This is a genomic window from Martinezella lusitana (genome assembly GCF_014207095.1).
GTDB classification, from domain to species: Bacteria; Pseudomonadota; Alphaproteobacteria; order Rhizobiales; family Rhizobiaceae; genus Rhizobium; species Rhizobium lusitanum_B.
In genome coordinates this window covers 1-21,014 of the sequence record NZ_JACHBG010000024.1, presented here as the reverse complement: position 1 = coordinate 21,014, position 21,014 = coordinate 1, and the positions used below count along the sequence as shown (strand labels likewise).

Genomic DNA, 21,014 nt, shown 5'->3' with positions numbered 1-21,014 from the left:
TGCCATGTTCAAGCCGCGCCCGAGCCGAATGGAGGACACTGAATGCCTGCCGCGACCTATTCCCTTGACGTGCTGGATCCCGGTACGCTGCGGGACTCCGGCGACCAGATTGCCCGCGCGTTGCCACCGGGCAAGACCGGCGGCATCCCGCAGCATGACGAAGAGACCCATGCTCTCTCTTTGCATGGCATCAGCCTGTCATTCGGTGGCGTCGCTGCCTTGGTCAATGTAGACCTTTCTGTTGAGCCGGGGGAGATCCGGGCGATTATCGGTCCAAATGGCGCAGGCAAGAGTTCGCTGATCAACGTCATCAGCGGTGTCTATCGCTCGAACCATGGCCATGTTCGTATCGGCTCCAACACCTATCGTCATGTGCCGACGGAGCGATTGGCATCGCTTGGCGTTGCGCGCACGTTCCAGAACCTCGCCTTGTTCAAGGGCTTGAGTGTCACTGATAACGTCATCGCCGGTCGAGCCTATACCGTGTGCTCGACCTTTGCCGAACAGATCCTCGGGCTTGGCCGCGCGCGCCGCGAAGAGGCGGATGCACGCGAGCGGGCGGCCCGTATTCTCGAGTTCCTGCATCTGGGCCAGGTCAGCCATCGTCTCGTAGGCACGCTGCCCTACGGACTGCAAAAACGCGTCGAGCTCGCCCGCGCCCTGGTGGCGGAACCGAAGATCCTGCTTCTAGACGAGCCTATGGCGGGGATGACGGCGAGCGAAAAGAACGACATGGCCGACGTCATCCGGTCTGCCCGAGATCTGTATGACACGACGGTGATCCTCATCGAACACGATATCGGCGTGGTCATGCAGCTTTCCGACCGGATCGCGGTCCTCGATTACGGCCGCAAGATCGCCGACGGCAGCCCGGACGAAATTCGTGCCGACGAGCGCGTCATCGACGCCTATCTCGGCGTCGTTGCGGAAAACGAGGATGGGGAGGGCATCTGATGGCAGATTTCGACTGGCCGTTTCTGATCGAAGTGCTGGTTGGCGGCCTGCTGTCGGGCGTTATGTATTCGCTCGTCGCAATCGGTTTCGTGCTGATCTACAAGACGTCGGGCGTGCTTAATTTCGCTCAAGGGGCAATGTTGCTGTTTGCCGCGCTGACCTTTGTCAGCCTTCTTGAGCGTGGCGTTCCCTTTGCCTTGGCGCTCGTCATTACATTCGCTGTCATGGTGCTGATCGGCATTGCCATCGAGCGTACCGTGCTGCGACCATTGACCAACAAGCCGCCGATTACGCTTTTCATGGCGACGCTCGGGCTCTCCTATATCATCGAGGGGGCGGCTCAACTCATCTGGGGCACGCAGGTCCACGGTCTGGAGCTCGGGATCGAGGATGTTCCATTCGACATTGGCGGCGTGTTCATCAGCCAGTTCGATCTTTTTGCGGCGGCAGTCGCTGCTGCGATGGTGGCGGCGCTGTCCGCCTTCTTCCGCTACACCCGAATTGGGCTGGCATGCCGGGCTGTAGCGGACGATCAGTTCGCTGCGCTTGCAGTCGGACTGAAACTGCCCTGGATTTGGGCAACGGTCTGGGCGGCTGCCGGTGTCGTGGCGCTGGTGGCTGGCCTGCTATGGGGCGCGCGGCTCGGCGTGCAGTTCTCCCTGTCGCTGGTGGTGCTGAAAGCGCTGCCCGTTCTCGTGCTTGGCGGCTTTGATTCCATTCTGGGTGCGATCGTCGGCGGCCTGCTAATCGGCGCGACAGAGAAGCTCGCGGAAGTCTATATCGGCGAATATTTCGGCGGCGGCATCGAAGGTTGGATTGCCTATGTCGCAGCACTCGCCTTCCTGCTCATCCGCCCCTCCGGCCTGTTTGGGCAAAAGCTCGTGGAAAGGGTCTGATATGGCCGTCGTTACCACCGATCATCATCCCACACGGCTTTTCAGCCGCTGGATGACGCCGATTGCCATCCTTGCCGGCGCCTATCTCGTGGTTCCCTTTGTCGGTTCGACCTATTTGTTCGAGGCGATCCTTTTGCCGTTCCTGGCGCTCAGCCTTGCCGGCGTCGGGCTGAATCTGCTTACCGGCTATGCAGGCCAGGTCTCGCTCGGAAGCGCCGCCTTCATGGCCGTCGGTGCCTTTGCTGCTTACAATTTCAATCTGCGCGTCGATGGCCTGCCGTTGATCGTCAGCATCCTGCTGGCCGGCCTTATGGCGGCGGTGATCGGCATCGTCTTCGGCCTGCCGAGCCTCAGATTGAAGGGCTTTTATCTTGCGGTGTCGACGCTCGCCGCGCAGTTCTTCGTGCAGTGGGCTCTCACCAAGTTTAGCTGGTTTTCAAACGACTCTGCCTCCGGGGTCATTGATGCGCCGCCTCTGACGCTTGCGGGCGTCGAGTTTACGGGCCCGGCAGGTCGCTATCTCTTTTCACTTACGATCGTGGTGGTGCTGACCTTCCTGGCGCATCGGCTGACGACCTCTCAAACCGGGCGCAACTTCATCGCCGTTCGGGACAATGAGATCGCGGCGCGCATCATCGGCGTGCCCGTACTGAGAACCAAGTTGCTGGCCTTTGCGATCTCCTCTTTCATCATCGCGGTTGCGGGAGCGCTTTGGGCCTTTGCTTACCTGAGGACCGTCGAGCCGGCCGGCTTCAATCTCGACCGATCGTTCCAAATCCTTTTCATCATCATCATCGGCGGGCTTGCCTCGACGCGGGGCGCCTTTCTCGGCGCCGCCCTGATCGTCGTCTTCCCGCTCGTGCTATCTCGATTGGGCTCGTTCCTGCTCGGTGATGTTTTCGATTCCGGCGTGCTCGACATGAGCCAGCGCATCGTGCTCGGCGCCTTGATCATTCTGTTTCTGATCCTGGAACCGGACGGGCTTTCCTCGCTTTGGGGCAAGATCCGAAGGCGGTTGGGCTCTGCCATCGACAGGCCGGCCTGACCAAGCCGGGGCACAAGCTCCGCAAACATCAAACCCATCGCTCATTCAACCCAGTTCCGGCCATCACACCGGACAATACCCGGAGTGTATCCAAACATGACCATGCTTGCGAAATTGAAGGCCGCTGTCATTGCGGCTGGACTAGCCGTCTCGGCCGCGATACCGGCCGCCCATGCCGATGAACAATATTTCCCGCTGCAGAGCTATCGCGTCGGGCCCTATGCGGCCGGCGGCACAGGTTTCTTCGGTGGTTTTATCGATTATCTGAACCTCATCAACACGCGGAATGGCGGCGTCAACGGCGTCAAGCTCACCTGGTCGGAAGCGGAAACGCAATACGAGGTTGAACGCGGCGTCGAGGCCTACGAGCGTCTCAAGAGCAATCCGAATATTGCCGCCTGGAACCCGCTTTCCGTCGGTATCGCCTATGCCATGATCGACCGCATCACGCAGGACAAGGTGCCGTTGATCACCATCAACCATGGTCGCACGGATTCCACTGATGGCCGCGTTTTCCCCTATGTCTTTCCGCTGCTGCTCAATCCCTATAGCGAGACCTCGGGCATCGTGAACTACATCGCCTCGAAGCTCGGCGGTCTCGACAAGCTGAAGGGCAAGAAGATCGTCGTGCTGTATCACGGCTCGCCCTACGGCAAGGAAACGATCCCGATCTATGAACTCTTGTCGCAGAAATATGGCTTCGAACTGCAGCAGATCGAGGTGCCGCATCCCGGCAATGAGCAACAGGCGCAATGGCTGACGATCCGCCGCGCCAAGCCGGATTACGTCGTCCTGCGCGGCTGGGGTGTCATGAACCCGGTCGCCCTGAAAACCGCGGCCAAGACCGGCTTTCCTGCCGACCATATCATCGGCAATGTCTGGTCGAACTCGGAAGAGGACGTGATCCCGGCCGGCGACGCCGCGAAGGGATATACCGCCATCACGACCCAAGCCTCCGGCACGGAATATCCGATCGTCCAGGAGATCGTGAAGACGCTCTATGACAACGGCAAGGGCAATCTGGAAGACAAGAAGCGCATCGGCTCCGTCTATCATAATCTCGGTATCGTCAACGGTATCCTGAACGTCGAGGCGATCCGTATTGCCCAGGAAAAGTTCGGACATCGGACTCTGACGGGCGACGAGGTCCGCTGGGGCTTCGAGCACCTGCAGCTTGATCCGGCTCGCGTCGAGGCGCTCGGCGCCAAGGGCCTGTTCCATTCCATAAACGTCACCTGGGACAATCACGAGGGCAACGGCTACGTGACCTTCCAGCAGTGGGACGGCAAGAAGTGGAACGTCGTCTCCGATTGGATTGCGCCGGACTGGGCACTGCTCCGGCCGATCATCGAGAAATCCTCGGAAGCCTACGCCAAGGAAAAGGGCATCAAGTTGCGCACGTCCGAAGACGCACAGGCCGTGACGAACTGAGCCCGGTGGCTGGGCATCGGCAGCGCGGTCCTGCTGCTGTCTGCCGGTGCCCGGCTCGCATACGAAACCACACTGAGATTGGGTGGACCATGGCTGGAAAAGACGTTCTGCTGAGCGTGGACGGGATCAAAGCGACCTACAATGGAGCAATCACGGCGCTTCACGGTGTCAGCTTCACACTGCGCCGCGGCGAGATTCTGGCGCTGCTGGGTGCCAATGGCGCCGGCAAGACGACGACGCTCAAGGCGATTTCGAACCTGCTTCCAGCCGAGCGCGGCGAGATTACCGCCGGCGGCGTCCTGTACGAGGGCCGCGACGTCACCACTGCAACGCCGGCCGAATTGGTGCGCGCCGGCCTCGTGCAGGTCCTTGAGGGCCGGCATTGCTTCCGCAATTTGACCATCGAGGAAAATCTCGTTTCCGGCGGCCTTGGACGGAGCGGCTCGCGCTCCGAGATCGCCGCCGATCTGGAGAGAATATACACGATTTTTCCCCGACTAAAGGAGAAGCGCCGCGCGCTGGCCGGTCTTACCTCGGGCGGTGAACAGCAAATGGCGGCGATCGGCCGTGCGCTGATGTCGCGTCCAAAGCTTTTGGTGCTCGACGAACCGTCCATGGGGCTGGCGCCGATCGTCGTGCAGGACATTTTCCGGACGTTGCGGCGGCTGAATGTTGAAGGCGGTCTTTCCATTCTCGTTGCCGAACAGAATTCGGCGATCGCCCTGCGTTATGCCGACCGCGCGACAGTCCTCGAAAACGGCGCTGCAGTGCTTTCGGGAGATGCGGCCGAGTTGCGCGGACGCGACGACGTCAAGGCATTTTATCTCGGTCAGAAATCCACACCGGCATCCATACCCGCCACAACAAGCCTCCCACAGGCCTGATCGGCCGCCATCGTCAACCAGGAGAATCCATCATGACGCTCTCACAGGTCAATACCGAAAATGCCGTCAAGGCTGTGCCGGCGGTTCCTCGTCCGGCTGAGCCCGCCCATGTCATCAAGGACGATGCCGAGGCAATCGCTGTTGCCCGCCGGCTTGCGGCCGAATTCGTGAAGGACTCCGCCAAGCGCGATCGCGAACGCATTTGGCCCGTCGCCGAGTTGGATGCCTTTTCGCAAAGCGGCCTATGGTCGATCAATGTGCCAAAGGCCTTCGGCGGCCCGGAGGTTTCGTACGCCACGCTTGCAAAGGTCATCGAAATCATATCGGCGGCGGATTCATCGATCGGTCAGATCGCCCAGAACCATCTGGGGGTCGTCGCTGCCATCCGGACTGTATCGGATGTCGCCCAGCAGAAACTCCTGTTTGCCGAGGTGCTGAAAGGCACCCGTTTCGGCAACGCTTTTTCGGAATTCGGTTCCAAACGGGCGGTCGATTTCGAAACGCGCTTCAGCGATGCCGGCGACCACGTTGTCGTCAACGGGCGCAAGTTCTATTCCTCCGGCGCTCTGCTCGCGCATCTTGTGCCGATCGTCGCGCTCGATGACGAAGGGCGGGCCTGGTATGCGATTGCCGAGCGGGATGCGCGGGGGCTCACCGTCATCGATGACTGGTCCTCGTTCGGGCAGCGCACGACGCTGTCCGGCACCGTGCTGCTCGACAACGTCAAGGTGCCGAAGACCCATCTCGTGCCTGGATACAAGGGCTATGAAGTGCCGAGCGCAGATGGTGCGATCTTCCAGATCATCCAGGTTGCCGTCGACACCGGTATCGCACAGGCCGCCATTGACGAGACGGTCGCCTTCGTGCGCACCAAGAGCCGGGCATGGGTGGATAGCGGCCAGGATCATGCCTGGGAGGATCCCTATACAATCCAGGCCGTCGGCGACCTGACGCTGCGCCTGCATGCCGCGCAAGCGCTTTTGGAAAAAGCCGGCTATGCAATCGACCGCGCCGTACTGAACCCCAATGCGGAGACGGTCGCCGAAGCGCAGATCGTCACGGCCGAGGCCAAGATCCTATCGACCGAAATCGCGATTGCTGCGACCAACAAGCTGTTCGAACTCGCAGGCACTCGCTCAACACTCGCCGAGCACAACCTCGATCGCCATTGGCGCAATGCGCGCACCCATACGCTCCATGACCCCGTGCGCTGGAAATACGCCATTCTTGGAAGATATTTCCTGAATGGCGAAAATCCCCCGCTGCATGCGTGGAGTTGACGATCCGCAAAAGTCTCTTGCGCCGTCACGGCGTGAGAGACCTCAAGGTTCGTGGCAAAGTGAACCAAATGCGGCCTCTGCCAAACATATGTCGGAGGCGTTGACGAATAAGCCAATATGATCTGCATTATCAAAAGCCGGAGCAGCCGATGGCGCGCATGGATTCGTCTTCGCGCCGCATTTACCTCCTGGCGGCTTTGACGAATTCGTCGGAAAGGTCGTGCCGCTTTTGCAGGAGCGGGGCGTGTATCCGCACCGAAGGCGGAGAAGAGACGCTCCATGCCAACCTCGGCTTGCCTAAACAGTTGCCGGCGGCTGCCCCGTCAGGCTTGGCGGCGGTGATATGAATGATGACGGCCGCCGGCTGTTGCGAGATCGCCAGCGCTTTCGCTGCGACATCCGGCCCTTCGACACGAAAGGCTCTCCTTTTTAAGGGGGTACTTTGGTCAGGCGGCCGGTTCAACCGACAGTCGCTGTCGTGAGTCGGTTCAGAGATTGCTCATCTCGCCATCGAAACCGATTTTTATTGACACTTACCGGCCCCGCCACTGAGGTTCTAGCGCATTTGGCGCCACAGTTGACGATTTGGCACGGTTCTTGAGTCTCGCTTTGGGATCGATCACGGTGACAAGCGCATTGTCCCTTCCGAACCTCTCGCCGGCTCAAGACTCCACCTAGGAACCGCACGATGCAAAACTCGGCCATGAACACGGAATATCCAGCCATCTCAAACCGCGAAAAAGCATGCCTCGCATGGACTGCGAAAGGTAAATCATCGTGGGCGATCGGGAAGACATTGAGCATATCGGAGCACACGGTAAATTTTCATCTTAGGAATGCCATGCGAAAGCTAAACTGCAGCAGCAGAATGGCTGCTGCATTGAAAGCTGTTGAGCTCGGAATCATTGGATGGCATTAGGAATCTGTAATTCGCATCGGGAAGTGCAGGACTAACCGGAATTCGAGTAGAGGGTCGATGAACGAGAAATATCTTCCCATCGCACCAGCAGGTCAGAAGCTCAGAACGCAGGCGGAGCTCGCCTTAAACCCCCTCCGGCGGGGGGCGGGTATATTAACTTCTGCCTTATCGAATCGAGAAATGGGCAGGTCTCCCCGACTTATGAAACTATCTTGCGGCTATCAAGTTGGGCTTGAGGTCAATATTGCTGAACTCGTTCGAAGCTAAATAAGAGATCTTGCGCGGGGGGCGGATCACTGTCACGGGAAGCGGTTTAGGTATGCGAAAAGAACACGCCGGTACGCATGCGAGATGCTCGCCTCGGATCTGGCGACGAAGCAGTTCACTCCCTTTGTCATAAGACTGAGGCGGGTATGGATGCGCCCGAGCTTCTCTAGCGAGGGTGACGGCTCGGAGGAACAATCCCGCCCACTCCTCGGAATTCTCGTGCTTGCACCGTGTCCAGTCGTCATTTGAGGCCGCCATGGGCAAGACCTGCAACGAGATAACGCTGCAGGAAGAGTGCCACCAGATAGACTGGTGCGATGCCCGCGAGAGAAGCAGCCGCCATCTGTCCGAAATTGACCAGCCGATCCCCCTGGAAGAGCGAGATGCCGACGGGAAGCGTGCGCGTCTCGTCGGAAAAGGTGAAGGCGGAGGCAAAGAGGAACTCGTTATAGGCGAGGACCGAGACAATGATCAGCGTCGCCACGATGCCTGGCACAATGATCGGCACGACGATATGGACAAGGATCCGGAAGGGGCCGGCTCCGTCGACTGCTGCCGCCTGTTCAATCTCCAGCGGCATGCGCCGGAGAAAAGGCGTGAGAAGCCAGAAGGCGACGGGAATATTGGCAAAGCCGTAGAGCATCACAAGTCCGGCATGCGTGTTGAGGAGCCCGGTTGCCTTGAGAAGATAGAACAGGGGAATCAGAGCCACGATCGGTGGCGCCATGTAGCTCGACAGAGTGAGATCACCGAGCCACTTGCCACCGATGCCGAGTCGCAGCACGGCGTAGGCGGCGGGGAGGGTGAGCAGCAACGTCAGGGCGCCGGCGAGCAGCGATACGGCAACGGAGTTGGCTATGAATCCTGAAAGACAGGCAGCCTCGAAGGCGGCCGGCCAATTGTCGAGCGTCGGGCTTGTCGGCAGGAAGTGCCCGCTCAGCACGTCGTCTTTGGTCTTGAAAGAAACCGAGATGAGATACGCGATCGGCAGAGTGAAGAAGATGAAGATCGGCGCGGTCGCGGCAACGAGCAGAATGTCGGAGCGGTTGATCTTCATGCGTCTTTCCTCTCGAGATGCTGGTGAATGCGGATGACGGGCCAGAGCACTGCGCCAATTACCAGACTATAGATCAGGGTCTCGGCGGCGGCGCGGGCGACATCGAACTGTTCCAATGCGCGGCGATAGATGGAGAAGCCGGTCGTCGTAGTGGCAAAGCCCGGACCGCCGAACGTCAGGACATAGACGAGGTCGAAGACCTTGAAGGAGAGAATGAGCTTCAGGAGATAGATTGAGGAGAGCGGCGCCGCCACGAGCGGAAGCGTGATGTGCCAGAAGCGTTGCAGAGGTGATGCTCCATCAATGATCGATGCCTCGTGGACGCCTTCGGGAATGGTCGAAAGGGCGGCGAAGCTAAGGATGACGACGAAGGGCGTCCATTGCCAGACATCGGCAACCGCGATCGCGAACCAGGCAAAGACAGGATCGCCCAGGAAGCTTACGGGCGCGTCGACAATGCCAAGGTTCAGGAGCACCCCGTTCAGGAGCCCTCCGGCCGGCGCGAGGATCAACTTCCATGCGACTCCCACCATCACCGGCGGCGTCATGAGCGGCAGCAGGATCAGGCTTACCAGGAACCGTCCGGCCTTCAGGAGCTGGCTGAAGAGCAAGGCGATCAAAAAGCCGATAGCCAGCTGGGTACTCGCCGTGATGAAAGCATAGGCGATGCTCTTGGTCAGAGAGGTCACAAACAGCGGATCCTGGAGGACGTCCCGCACATGTCGCAATCCGACAAAGCTGCGGAAGGGTTTCCCGAGCGTGCTTTTGCTGAGCGCAAGGGCCACCAGGAAGAGTGTGGGATAGACCAGGGTCGAGGCGAGCCCGAGCAAGATCGGAGAGATCCACAGCCAACCGATGACCCGGTGTGCCGAAATACCGTGATCTGCCGTCGTTGAGGCGGCGCGTCTTCGAGCGGGGGGGAAATCGATCGCAGTCATGTCATCGTGCCTGTGGTCTTCGTCGTTCTTCTCTGGAAAGGCGTGCCCCCTCGGCCGCGAGCCACGCCTTTGGGACTGGTGTACGACGTCCGCAGGTGGGCCGGGGCTCAATGATCAGCCATTGGCTTCGATGATGTTCGTCCAGGACTTATGGGCATCGGCGATCGCCTGTTCGGCACTTTTGGTCCCGGCAAGGGCGAGGGAGAGTTCATCGGTCAGCGCGTTTTCCAGCTTCGGGGCATAAACGGCCGTGGGCCAGGCGAGGCTGTTTTCAAGTGCACCGTCTGCCAGCAGCGGCTGGACGAGCGGCTGGAAGGCCTTGAACTTTTCGGAGTTAAGGCCGGAGTGACGGTCGGGATCGATACCGGAGCCGGTCAGCGTGAGCAGTTGTTCGTGGTAGCCCTTGCTGGTCGCGAGCTTGATCAGTTCCCAGGCGACGTCCTTGTTCTTCGACCCGCTGGTGATTGCGAAGCCGAAACCGGCGTTGAAGGCAAGACGCGGTGTCTTGTTGGCGCCACCGACTGGAATGCGGGTGACGCCCCACTTGTCGACGATCTTCGAGCCCTTGGGATCCTGGGCGTAGCCGCCGAGGTCAGTCCAAAAGTCGATCTGGGCGGCCTTACCGCTGAGGAAGGCGGGTAGACCTTCCTCGAAGCGCGTCTCGAGCGGCGTCGGCAATGCATGCGGTGCGGATGCGAGGAGCGACTTCAGCGCCTCCACGGCTTCGGCGCTGTCGAGGGCCGAGGTGCCGTCTGCTTTCAGGAAGTTGCCGCCAAAGCCGGTGAGGCGGTTGGCATAGGTCGACAGGATGATCACCGGGATCTTCGCGCCCAGGACTGCAGCACCGTAGATACCGTTCTTGGATTCCGCGTCGGTGATGATCTTGGCGTTTTCATTGTATTCGTCCCAGGTCGTTGCTGGCTTGAGGCCATAACGATCGAAGAGTTCCTTGTTGTAGAACAGAAGGTGGCTGTCGCCGTCATAAGGCAGGCCATAGCGACGGCCTTCATGCAGCGTGTACTGGTCATAGATCGTCTGGATGAAGTCGTCGGGTTGGATTTCCGCCTTGTCTTTCTCGATCAAGTCAGTGACGTCCTCGATCACGCCGTCCTCGGCCAACTGGCCCTTGTAGGTATAGAAATAGTCGATGACGTCGAATTCACCGGCTCCAGATTGAAAGTCGAGGGTCGCCTTGACGCTGACCTGGTCGTAGGGAACGGCGGTTACGTTGACCCTCGCACCCGTAAGCTTCTCGAAATCCTCGGAGATCTTCTTGCCTGTGACGACATGCGGCTGAATGATCAGGAGATTGAGGGTGTGTCCGGCGAACCGATTGCCTGCGGCCAGGGCGGAGGACAAGACGCCCGATGAGAGAAGAGGAAGCGCTCCTGATGCCAGCATGGTCTTCAAGACCGTGCGGCGGCGATATGCTTGGTCGATGATGGGGTCGGACATGAATTGATCCTCGGTTGCGATGGTGCGGGCCGCAGGAATGACCACGGAGCGGTATTCCGTGTGGCACCCGCGTCGGCCTTTGGGGGATCATTCGCCAGATAACTCCTGCCGTTAACCAACAGGAATTTAAAGTACACAAAAAACATAGAATTTCTTTTCGGCGCGACGCTTCGAGCGGCTAGAGCCGAAGTGGCGACGCACGAGCGGATGCTGTCAAATAAGGCCGATCAGCGCGATAACCGAGACGAGAGCCATTCACTGCCCATCAAACTCCGAGAAAAAAATTCCACGAAATAGTCTATAAAAAACATATAATAACTGTTAAATATGTGCAGTGTCTGGATGCTTCGGGGCCAAGCCTGAAATTCGGATGGGATCGAGGAATGACCAAGCAGATACATTTCAACGCCTTCGACATGAACTGCGTGGGTCACCAGTCGCCCGGGCTTTGGGCGCATCCCCGGGACAGATCCTGGAAATACAAGGATCTGGACTACTGGCAAGGTCTTGCGAGGACGCTCGAAAAGGGGGTCTTCGATGGCATCTTCATCGCTGACGTGATCGGCTACTACGACGTCTACAAGGGCAACAACTACCACGCCATCCAACAGGCGGCGCAGATTCCGGTTAATGATCCGATCCAACTCGCGGTCCCGATTGCGCTAGCCACCGAACATCTCGGCATCGGCATCACCGCCTCGATCTCGTTTGAGCACCCCTATCCCTTCGCACGGCGTCTGGCCACCGCCGACCACCTGACAAAGGGGCGCGTCGGCTGGAATATCGTGACCTCCTATCTGGAGAGCGGTGCCAAGAACATTGGACAAGGCGGATTGCGTGCGCATGATAACCGCTACGAAGTGGCGAGCGAATATCTCGAGGTCATCTACAAGCTCCTTGAGGGTTCCTGGGAAGAAGGTGCCGTACTGCGCGACCGCGAGAAACGCATCTTTACCGATCCGTCGAAGGTGCACGAGATCGGCCATAAGGGCCGCTTCTTCGAAGTGCCGGGCTACGCCCTGACCGAGCCGTCGCCGCAGCGTACCCCGGTGCTCTATCAGGCCGGTGCTTCCGGGCCGGGCAAGCAATTCGCGGCGGAGCATGCAGAATGCGTCTTCGTTGCGGCACAGACCAGGACCATTCTGAAGAACTATGTGCGTGATGTCCGGCTGCGGGCGGCGACCGTCGGGCGCGATGCGTCGAAGTTCCGCATCTACAATCTGATGACCGTCATCGTGGACGAAACCGACGAGAAGGCGCGCGCCAAATTCCGCGACTATCTCGATTACGTTTCCTATGATGGCTCGCTGGTTTTCATGTCCGGCTGGACAGGCGTCGACTTTTCGCGCTACGCACCGGACGACCTCGTGCGCAAGGTCGAGACCAACGCCATCCACTCGGCGATCGAGAGCCTTTCGGAAGGCGATCCGAATAAGCGCTGGACGATCAGGGAGCTCGCCGAATGGGGCGGTATCGGCGGTATGGGACCGGTGGTCGTGGGATCGCCCTCCACCATAGCCGACGAGCTGCAGGCCTGGGTTGAGGAGACCGACGTTGACGGCTTCAACCTCGCCTATGCCGTAACTCCCGAGACCTTTGAGGATATCGTCGGCTATCTGGTGCCGGAACTACAGAAGCGCGGGGTCTATCCGACCGGCTATCGCCCCGGAACGCTGCGGGAGAAGCTGTTCGGCGAGGGACCCCATTTGCCCAAGGCCCATCCGGCCGACCGTTACCGCGACATCGAATCCTTCAAACGCAACCAGGCAATTACGCTGGCCAATGCCAGCTGAGGTCCTTAACCGACGAGGTTTTTCCTTATGGGAAGCATCACCGAGACCAAGATTGATCACAGCGTCCATCCGCGCGTCAATTCAACAGACCCATTGTCGCCCCGTCCGCGCCCGGTCAAGCCGGCGCATGTGATCAGGAGCGAAGAGGAGGCTATCCAGATAGCCGAGAAGCTGGCCGCGAGCTTCAAGGTCGGGGCGGCGCTGCGTGACCGGGAGGGACTGCTTCCGATCGCCGAGCTCGACGCGTATTCGCAAAGCGGTCTCTGGAGCATCAACGTGCCGAAAGCTTATGGCGGTCCGGAAGTCTCCTATGCCACGCTCGCAAAGGTGATCGCCATCATCGCTGCGGCCGATCCGGCCATCGCGCAGATCACTCAGAACCATCTGGCGATCGTCGCGACCGTCGATCTCGACGGCACGGAAGGGCAGAAGAAACTGTTCTTCGGCTGGGCGCTCGAAGGGATCCGTTACGGCAACGCCTTCTCCGAACTGAAGAGCAAGACCGTCGCCGATTTCGAGACCAAGGTCGTTCATGATGGCGACGACGTGGTCGTCAACGGAGAGAAATTCTACACGACTGGCGCGCTCCTTGCCCATATCGTGCCGATCGTCGGCGTCGACGAGACTGGCCAGGGCTATCTCGTCTTTGCCGACCGCGACGCCCCCGGTCTCACCGTCACCAACAACTGGTCGAGCTTCGGTCAGCGCACCACCGCGTCGGGTTCGGTTAAGATCGAAAACGTGCGCGTGCCTAAGGCTCGGGCGCTGAAGGTCACCTCTTTCGACCATCCGACAGTCGGCGGCCCTGTCTCGCAGATCATCCAGTCGGCGATCGATGTCGGCATCGCCCGGGGCACGATCGACGATACGATCGAGTTCGTCAGCAAGTATAGCCGGCCTTGGATCGACAGCGGCAAGGCGACCGCCGGCGAAGACCTCTTCACCATTGCCCAGATCGGCGACCTGAAGATCAAGCTGCATGCGGCCGAAGCGCTGCTAGAGATCGCCGGGCACGCCATCGATGTGGCGCGCGCCAATCCGACGCTGGAGACGGTCTCGGAAGCAACGATCAAGACAGGCGAGTCCAAGGTTCTGACGACGGAGATTGCGATCCTGTCAACGAACAAGCTGTTCGAACTTGCAGGAACCCGCTCGACCCTCGCCGAGCACGGACTTGACCGCCACTGGCGCAATGCCCGCGTCCATACGCTGCATGATCCAGTGCGCTGGAAGTTCTACCATGTCGGCAATTATTATCTGAACCGCGTCCACCCGCCGCGCCACGCCTGGAACTGACCCCAAGATGAGCACAAATGATCGCAAGCTGCACCGGGATGCAGCGCTCACCGCCGGCCGTCCCGCGCCGCGCATAGCCGCGCGCGGGGGCCTGGCCCATGTCATCCGCGATGATGCGGAGGCCATCCAGATCGCGACGGACCTTGCGCTTGAATTCGCGGTCGGTGCCGCTCAGCGCGACCGCGAACGACGCCTTCCGCTTGCGGAGATCGACCGCTTCTCGCAAAGCGGTCTCTGGGCAATCACCATCCCGAAGGAATATGGCGGCGCCGGCGTCTCTGCGGTGACGCTGGCCGAGGTCACCGCCATCATCTCGGCTGCGGACTCTTCAATCGGGCAGATCCCGCAAAATCATTTCTACATGGTAGAGGCGCTGCGACTGACCGGCAGCGAGGAGCAGAAGCAGCACTATTTCCGGGGCGTGCTGCAGGGTGACCGTCTTGGCAACGCCTTCACAGAGATCGGCACGAAGACGCCGGTCGACTTTAAGACGCATTTCGCCGAGCGCGACGGAAAACTCTATCTGAACGGCCAGAAGTTTTACGCGACCGGCTCACTGTTCGCCCATATCGTCGTCGCTGTGGCGAAGGGACCGAATGGCCGCGTCCATTTGGTCTTCATGGACCGGGCTGCTCCGGGGCTCGGCTTCGTCGACGACTGGTCGTCCTTCGGGCAGCGTTCGACAGGGAGCGGGACCGTCACCTTCGACGACGTCGAGGTGGCGCCGTTTCAGATCGTTGACCATGATGGAAGCTTCGAACAGCCGACGCCGATGGGTCCTTTTGCGCAGATAATCCATGCTGCTGTGCAAGTCGGCATCGCGCGCGGGGCGCTCGCGGAGACGATTTCCTACGTTCGTGCCCATGCACGGCCATTTTTTGAACTGACGATCGAGCACGGTTATGAGGATCCGCACACCATACATGGCGTCGGCGACGTCGCGATCAGAGTGCATGCGGCCGACGCGCTGCTCAAAAGGGCGGGGCGGATCATCGACCGCGCCATCGCAGAACCGACGGCGGCGAGCGTAGCGCAGGCATCCGTTGCTGTCGCGGAGGTTAAGGCGCTCGGGACGGAAGTGGCACAGCTTGCCGCCACCAAGCTTATCGAGTTCGGTGGTGCGCGCTCGACGCTCGAAGGCTATGGGCTCGACCGCTTTTGGCGTAATGCCCGCACGCATTCCCTGCATGATCCGGTGCGCTGGAAATATCACCATATCGGAAACTTCTATCTGAATGGCATCCTGCCCCCGCGGCATGGCGCCCTCTGATTTTCAGATTACCTATCGAATTCTGTGGAGATCCGAATGAGATCGCCTTGGCGCTCTGATATCGGTGACGGGTCTGGCCTATGGTACAAACGACCCTGCGCACCGGATAAACGTCTCCGCAGGTAAGATGACACTCTTTCCGGAGCGACCCGACGATTTCCTGAACTGCTCGCAGAGTGTTCGACCGAGGTTGCCGACGAAAGACTGATCGGTCGAGATGGCCTGCCTTATCCCTGGCGTTCCGTTTTCGGTGACTATGTGGCTGCCCGACTGCGCCCCTTGATCGCAGAGGGTCGGATCGTGCACTGCCGAGCCACAATCCAGACAGTTGGCCGAGACGGTCAGGAATATCGCTTGCAGGCTGCCGACTGATCCGAGATTCGAGCCGATTTCCTGGTCCTTGCCGTCAGCCATCCGCCGCCGGCTTTGCCCACGTCCTCGTGCCGTTGCGCGGAGACGGCAAACTCGTCATGGATGTCACGGTCGCTGGTGCGCTGGCCCCATCGCGGCGACCGACCATGTGCTGATTATCGGGAACGGACGGACCGGGCAGACGTCGTGGCATCGCTGAAGCGTCGCGGACGTTATGGCCACATCATCCATCTCTCGGCGCGGTCTTCGTTCGCGCGGGCACAGCCGGCCGGACAGGAGGCGCTGGGCGATCTCGTGACGGAACCCGCAATGACGGCGAGCCGCCTCTTGCGGCACGTGCGCACAGCGGACAGGAAGGCTGAGGCCAAGGGACTGTCCTGGCACTGTGTGCTCGATGCTGTTCGCTTGCAGGGACAAGAAGTGTGGGCCGCTTTGCCGATGGCCGAACGCCGGCCGATCGCCCGCCATGTCAGGCCGTTCTGGGACGTCCACCGCTTCCGCATCCGCCGCAGGTGGAGGATGTCATCAATGATGAGCTCTCCAGCGGCAAACTTGAGATCCTCGCCGCTTCAGTAGCGGCGGTTGAGAGAACCGGCTCCAGCTTCAAGGTGAGCCTACGACAACGGCACAGGCGAGATAGTCGGGAAATCATGGTCGAGGCCATCGTCGTGACAACAGGGCCGGGGCATGGCGCTATTCTCGAGAGCCAGGACTTTTTACGCGACCTTAGCGTCGCCGGCCTCCTGCAGCCCTGCCCGACGTGGCTCGGTATCGCCTGCAATGGTAAAGCACATTCGATCTCTCGAGGGAGTGAAGCCGTGTCTAATGTGCTCATTGCCGGCCCCTTGGCCGAGGAACCTCTGGTGAACTGATGGGTCTGCCCCAGGTCACCGAACACGCCGTGTTCGGTGCGAACCGTATCAGACAGACACTTACTGATCACTTCGGTCACTAAGACCGCCGCAAGAGAACCGATCTTTTCGAAAGCCGCACGATAGTTGGAAGAAAATTGCTTATGAAAACTATAGAATTTAATAATATCGAGAAAATCTGTAACGGTTCTGCCGCTTTTGACAGGAATGGGAATGACGGTAATCGATAGGCCTCTCGACTTTCTTTGGTTCATCCCTTCGTCCGGTGACGGTGCGTATCTGGGGTCGGACGATCTCAGCCGCCCGGCGGATCCCGCCTATTTCCGCGAAATCGCGAAGGCTGCCGACCGGCTGGGATATTCCGGCGTGCTTATCCCAACGGGGGCGGCGTGCGAAGAATCCTTCATTCTGGCCGCCGATCTCGCCGCCCATACCGAGCGACTGAAATTTCTGGTGGCCATTCGGCCGGGTACGGCATCGCCGGCTTATTATGCGCGCCTTGCCGCGACGCTCGACCGCGTTTCCAATGGCCGCCTGCTGATTAACATCGTGGTCGGCGGCAGTGCCCAGGAGCTCGCCGGTGACGGCATTTTCCTGCCGCATGACGAACGCTACGATCATGCGGGCGAGTTCTTCCAGGTGTTCAACTCGCTGGTCGAGACCGGAAAGGCCAACCTCGACGGCAAGTATATCAAGGCCATCGATGCGAGACTTGGCCTGCCGCCTATACAGGAACCGCGCCCTCCGCTCTATTTCGGCGGATCGTCCGACGCTGCAATTGCGTTTTCCGGCGGTATCACCGACAAGTACCTGACCTGGGGCGAACCGCCGGCGCAAGTGGCAGAGAAGATTGCCAAGGTCCGCCAGGCCGCCGCGGCGAAGGGCAAGCACGTCAGCTTCGGCATCCGTCTTCACTTCATCGTTCGCGAGACCGATGAAGAGGCCTGGGCCGCGGCCGACCGGCTGATTTCCAAGCTTTCCGACGAAACGATTGCCGCAGCGCAGGAAGTGTTCGCGAAGAGCTCGGATTCGGTCGGCCAGGCGCGCATGGTCGCCCTGCATCAGGGACGCCGCGAAAAGCTCGAAGTCTCTCCCAATCTCTGGGCGGGGATTGGTCTCGTCCGCACGGGTGCGGGGACCGCACTGGTCGGATCTCCGAAGACCATCGCGGAACGTCTCCGGGAATATCAGGAGCTCGGGATCGATACCGTCATCGCCTCCGGCTATCCGCACCTGGAAGAAGCCTACCGGGTTTGCGAGTTGCTCTTCCCCGAAATAGGCCTGCCCGGCCCTCATGGGCAGATCCGCTCCGCATTCGGCGAACACCGGGTCTTTGGGGGAGGCGGACATGGCGGAAACGTGAAGATCGCATCCGCCTCCTGAAGAATTTACCGGCGAGCTCCTCCTGTCTGGAAGGAGCGCACAATGGCTGCCGCTGGGAGCCGAACCAGAAACCGACGCGGGCGGAGAAGTCGATCCACGGGCCCCGTTGGGATCTTTCATTAGACCTCGTTATTTAGGAGGAGACGGCCGTTTCAGAAGAGTGATTGACTCTAACGCCCCAAATCGCATGGGAAAGGTCGGCTTGCGCTAAATATTGCCTGCGGGCTACCCTCGACAACAGACTGTAGTCTCGTGTCCACCTCGCTCAAATGACCGACGTCTGAGCCGATCAATTCGAAGAGGTGATGGTTCAAGAAGCTGTAGAGATCAGCCGCTAGCCGGGCTGCCTCTTCTCCAAGGCAGGCCAGGTCGTAGATTCGATTGCCAGACCGGGCCTCGACCGTATGCCACAAAAGCGCCTTGCTGACGGAAATGGCGATAACATCCAGGCAAGGAAGACTGACGCCGTCGCTGACATCGAGCTGTACGGTCGCGGAAAACGATGAGTTAAAGCGGCACCTTCCATTTTCCCTATGGAAGGAGGGGTGCAAAGAAACCAGGCTGGTATGTTCGAACGCGCTCAAACATCAGAGCTCACGTGCTACCAGAAAATTCAATCCGGTAGCCACGCGCAATCAATCCAGTGCCGTTCATACCGTTTCGCGAATTCTGTCATCTCCCGGACATTCGCTTGAGGGGTTTGGCAGGCGCGGGCGCAGGTGGTGACCACATCCCGGTAAAAAGTAGGGGAGACCGGCCGAATGCCCTCGTAGTTCATGATCAGGTCGGGAAGGCGCTCCGCGATTGCCTCGCCACGGCGCGCCATGACAACGGTCGGCGGCGTTCCATATGCATTGATCAAGACGTATCGCCAGCTCGGATCTGCCTCTCCCTGCGCGGGAACGAGTTCACAAGGACAAGCATCACCAGCGCCGGAAATCTCCTGATAGATCGCGTCGAGCGCCTGTGCTTTTCTGGCGATCAGGACGTAAGGTCCCGAAGGAGTGTAGCCGCCCATCCGCTCGTCATACGCGACGCCCAACAGGCGTGAAAGGTCGTAGCGGGCCGTTCTGTCCAGGGAGGAGCGTTCCGAGAGAAACCATTGGAGTTGTCGCAGGGTAACGCCGACCGTAGCCGCAATCTCTTTCGGCGGATTGGGCCAGCAGGCGACCAGATTTTTGGCGATTTCCGCCGTATTGTCGTGCTCTTCATAAGCTGGAAACTCGTCATCATCGTCCATGTCGCCTAATGGCTCCTCTCCCGAAAGCAGCCAGGTTCTGCCGCATAAGTTGTCATGGTGAAAATAACGCGGCCGATCGGGCGGCAGCGAGATCTCCCAGGATGACAGCCATGGACCGACTTCCCAATCGACGTCTTCGAGGGGAATGGATGGCGGGGTGCGCATTGGCAACTCCAGCCACCGCTCGATGTTCTCGAGTTTTCGGTTGCTGAGCCTGCGAGGACCCCGGCCGGCCCTCCAGTCGTGATCCTTATGTGCATCGCGGCAAAGGGCCTCGACGGACGCGGCCAGAGACGGATCAACCGGGTCGTGCTTCTTCAAGTACCCCTCCGCAGAGATTATGACTCTTTGACTGGATAGGCCTTGTGGAGTTTTTCACGGGCTTTTTCGGTGGTGAACATCCATTGGATTTGTGCCCTTTGCGCGTTTCTCTGCTGCTGCCAAGCATTGATCTCTGCAATCATCCTGTGTTTGTCGTCGATCCTGCGGTCGAGGCATTGGCTTTTCAAAACGCCAATCTCGATCTCGACCATATTCAGCCAACTTGCGTGTTTCGGCGTGTGGTGGAATTCAAGCCGCTTGAGCACACGACGGGCTTCGGCGGCAGGAAACGCGTCGTATAGCGCGCCGGGTGAATGGGTAGAGAGATTGTCCATAACAACACGAATGGTCTTTGCGTCAGCATAGTCAATGTCGACCAGTTCGCGCATGCACTCGGCGAAGTCCTTGTTGGTGCGCCGATCGGTGACCTTCACCCGCCGCCATGGCTGATGCGCGTCCAAGAAAACGAAAAGATTGACGGTGCCATTGCGGCGATATTCACAATCGTAGCGCAAGGGCTGCATCGGCTTTGCAGAAATGGGGTCCCGCACCTCGCCAATCAGTTGGACCGGGCTTTCGTCAAAGCAGACAACCGGCCTTTGCGGGTCTGGGGCTTCGGCATACAGGTCCAGGACGTCTTCCATTCGGGCGACATATTCCCCGTCGACCTTGGGAATGCACCACATGTCTTTTCGCCATGGCTTGAGATGATTTTCACCAAGCCTTCGGCGCACGGTCTCGCAGGAGATCTGCGCGTGATCGGTCAGCTTGATCATCTCGTCAGCCAGAAGCTCAAGCGTCCAACGTGCCCGGCCGGGCGGCGGAGTTGAGCAAGCCGTCGCCACCAGCAGTGCTTCCTCCTTGGCTGATAGTTTGCGGGCAACGCCGGGCCGTGGCTCCTCACTCAACGCGCCTTCGAGATTGGCCTCTACCAGGCGGCGCTTGGTGCGATAGATGGTCGATCCGCTGACATTCAAAGTCGCAGCGATGACCTCGTCGCTCACACCCTCATTCGCCGCCAACAGGATTTGTGCACGCTTGAGCCTGCGCGCCGAGTGACGGCCACCGCTCAAAAGAGCGTTCAGTTGCTCACGTTCAAGCTGGTTGAGTTCCACATGATATCTTATATTCATTTGAGCCTCCTGATGCGATGAAACACAGGTTAAACTCAAATGAATCAAACGTTTGGCAAAGAGCCTCCTGCCGGAGCGCCACAGTTCACGCAGCTGCAGGGCCAATACCTGGCCTTCATTTATGCCTATACCAGGATCTTCAAACGCTCCCCGGCAGAAGCGGACATGCGTCGCCACTTTGAGGTGACCGCACCGTCTGTACACCAGA

18 protein-coding genes and 1 pseudogene are annotated in these 21,014 nt (G+C 59.6%); 14 read left to right on the top strand and 5 right to left on the bottom strand.

Going from position 1 to position 21,014, the window contains the following annotated elements; all coding sequences use genetic code 11:
* Positions 1-42: 42 nt before the first annotated feature.
* From GGD46_RS28430 to GGD46_RS28400, 7 genes are all read left to right on the top strand, one after another.
* Positions 43-954 (top strand): ABC transporter ATP-binding protein, encoded by a 912-nt coding sequence (locus tag GGD46_RS28430; RefSeq protein WP_004119930.1) that lies wholly within the window; start codon positions 43-45, stop codon positions 952-954.
* The gene (locus tag GGD46_RS28425) at positions 954-1,850 is read left to right on the top strand and encodes a branched-chain amino acid ABC transporter permease (RefSeq protein ID WP_004119933.1); all 897 of its coding nucleotides are present in this window, start codon (positions 954-956) and stop codon (positions 1,848-1,850) included. The genes GGD46_RS28430 and GGD46_RS28425 overlap by 1 nt, the downstream gene beginning before the upstream one ends.
* Before the next feature lies 1 nt (position 1,851).
* A complete protein-coding gene (locus tag GGD46_RS28420; RefSeq protein WP_004119936.1) occupies positions 1,852-2,895 on the top strand; it encodes a branched-chain amino acid ABC transporter permease in 1,044 nt (347 codons plus the stop codon).
* A 96-nt stretch (positions 2,896-2,991) separates the two neighbouring features.
* Positions 2,992-4,326: an ABC transporter substrate-binding protein gene (locus GGD46_RS28415; protein ID WP_004119939.1), complete on the top strand. Its 1,335-nt coding sequence runs from the start codon at positions 2,992-2,994 to the stop codon at positions 4,324-4,326.
* An 89-nt stretch (positions 4,327-4,415) separates the two neighbouring features.
* A complete protein-coding gene (locus GGD46_RS28410; protein WP_004119942.1) occupies positions 4,416-5,210 on the top strand; it encodes an ABC transporter ATP-binding protein in 795 nt (264 codons plus the stop codon).
* Between the two features lie 32 nt (positions 5,211-5,242).
* Positions 5,243-6,490 carry an SfnB family sulfur acquisition oxidoreductase gene (locus GGD46_RS28405; RefSeq protein WP_004119945.1) on the top strand — a complete coding sequence of 416 codons (1,248 nt, stop codon included), beginning with the start codon at positions 5,243-5,245 and terminating at the stop codon, positions 6,488-6,490.
* Between the two features lie 688 nt (positions 6,491-7,178).
* Positions 7,179-7,409 (top strand): response regulator transcription factor, encoded by a 231-nt coding sequence (locus GGD46_RS28400; protein ID WP_004119948.1) that lies wholly within the window; start codon positions 7,179-7,181, stop codon positions 7,407-7,409.
* A 508-nt stretch (positions 7,410-7,917) separates the two neighbouring features.
* On the opposite strand, the gene GGD46_RS28395 is transcribed toward GGD46_RS28400, so the two are convergent.
* The 3 genes from GGD46_RS28395 to GGD46_RS28385 all read right to left on the bottom strand — a co-directional run bounded on the left by GGD46_RS28395 (position 7,918) and on the right by GGD46_RS28385 (position 11,126).
* Complete coding sequence (locus GGD46_RS28395) at positions 7,918-8,733, bottom strand: carbohydrate ABC transporter permease (protein ID WP_004119950.1); 816 nt, start codon at positions 8,731-8,733, stop codon at positions 7,918-7,920.
* The gene (locus tag GGD46_RS28390) at positions 8,730-9,671 is read right to left on the bottom strand and encodes a carbohydrate ABC transporter permease (RefSeq protein ID WP_015341969.1); all 942 of its coding nucleotides are present in this window, start codon (positions 9,669-9,671) and stop codon (positions 8,730-8,732) included. The genes GGD46_RS28395 and GGD46_RS28390 overlap by 4 nt, the downstream gene beginning before the upstream one ends.
* A gap of 114 nt (positions 9,672-9,785) precedes the next feature.
* Positions 9,786-11,126 (bottom strand): ABC transporter substrate-binding protein, encoded by a 1,341-nt coding sequence (locus GGD46_RS28385; protein ID WP_004119956.1) that lies wholly within the window; start codon positions 11,124-11,126, stop codon positions 9,786-9,788.
* Between the two features lie 383 nt (positions 11,127-11,509).
* Here GGD46_RS28385 and GGD46_RS28380 point away from each other — a divergent pair, with 383 nt between their 5' ends.
* From GGD46_RS28380 to ssuD, 6 genes are all read left to right on the top strand, one after another.
* A complete protein-coding gene (locus GGD46_RS28380) occupies positions 11,510-12,919 on the top strand; it encodes an LLM class flavin-dependent oxidoreductase (protein ID WP_004119959.1) in 1,410 nt (469 codons plus the stop codon).
* A 27-nt stretch (positions 12,920-12,946) separates the two neighbouring features.
* Positions 12,947-14,215 carry an SfnB family sulfur acquisition oxidoreductase gene (locus GGD46_RS28375; RefSeq protein WP_004119961.1) on the top strand — a complete coding sequence of 423 codons (1,269 nt, stop codon included), beginning with the start codon at positions 12,947-12,949 and terminating at the stop codon, positions 14,213-14,215.
* A gap of 7 nt (positions 14,216-14,222) precedes the next feature.
* Entirely contained in the window at positions 14,223-15,485 is a 1,263-nt protein-coding gene (locus GGD46_RS28370) for an SfnB family sulfur acquisition oxidoreductase (protein ID WP_004119965.1), read from the top strand.
* A gap of 64 nt (positions 15,486-15,549) precedes the next feature.
* Positions 15,550-15,693, top strand: coding sequence for an FAD/NAD(P)-binding protein (locus GGD46_RS34570; protein ID WP_157385366.1), 144 nt, complete (start codon positions 15,550-15,552; stop codon positions 15,691-15,693).
* A gap of 586 nt (positions 15,694-16,279) precedes the next feature.
* Positions 16,280-16,729 (top strand): hypothetical protein, encoded by a 450-nt coding sequence (locus GGD46_RS34065; RefSeq protein WP_135488289.1) that lies wholly within the window; start codon positions 16,280-16,282, stop codon positions 16,727-16,729.
* A 213-nt stretch (positions 16,730-16,942) separates the two neighbouring features.
* A complete protein-coding gene (ssuD, locus tag GGD46_RS28355; protein WP_004119972.1) occupies positions 16,943-18,112 on the top strand; it encodes an FMNH2-dependent alkanesulfonate monooxygenase in 1,170 nt (389 codons plus the stop codon).
* A gap of 613 nt (positions 18,113-18,725) precedes the next feature.
* Here the strand turns inward: ssuD and GGD46_RS28350 are convergent.
* Both GGD46_RS28350 and GGD46_RS28345 read right to left on the bottom strand, forming a co-directional pair.
* On the bottom strand, positions 18,726-19,673 hold the full coding sequence (locus GGD46_RS28350; protein ID WP_240535456.1) for a hypothetical protein: 948 nt from the start codon (positions 19,671-19,673) through the stop codon (positions 18,726-18,728).
* A 17-nt stretch (positions 19,674-19,690) separates the two neighbouring features.
* Complete coding sequence (locus GGD46_RS28345) at positions 19,691-20,806, bottom strand: IS630 family transposase (RefSeq protein ID WP_004119981.1); 1,116 nt, start codon at positions 20,804-20,806, stop codon at positions 19,691-19,693.
* A 39-nt stretch (positions 20,807-20,845) separates the two neighbouring features.
* Here GGD46_RS28345 and GGD46_RS34060 point away from each other — a divergent pair.
* Positions 20,846-21,014: pseudogene (locus GGD46_RS34060) on the top strand (MarR family transcriptional regulator); the annotation flags it as partial.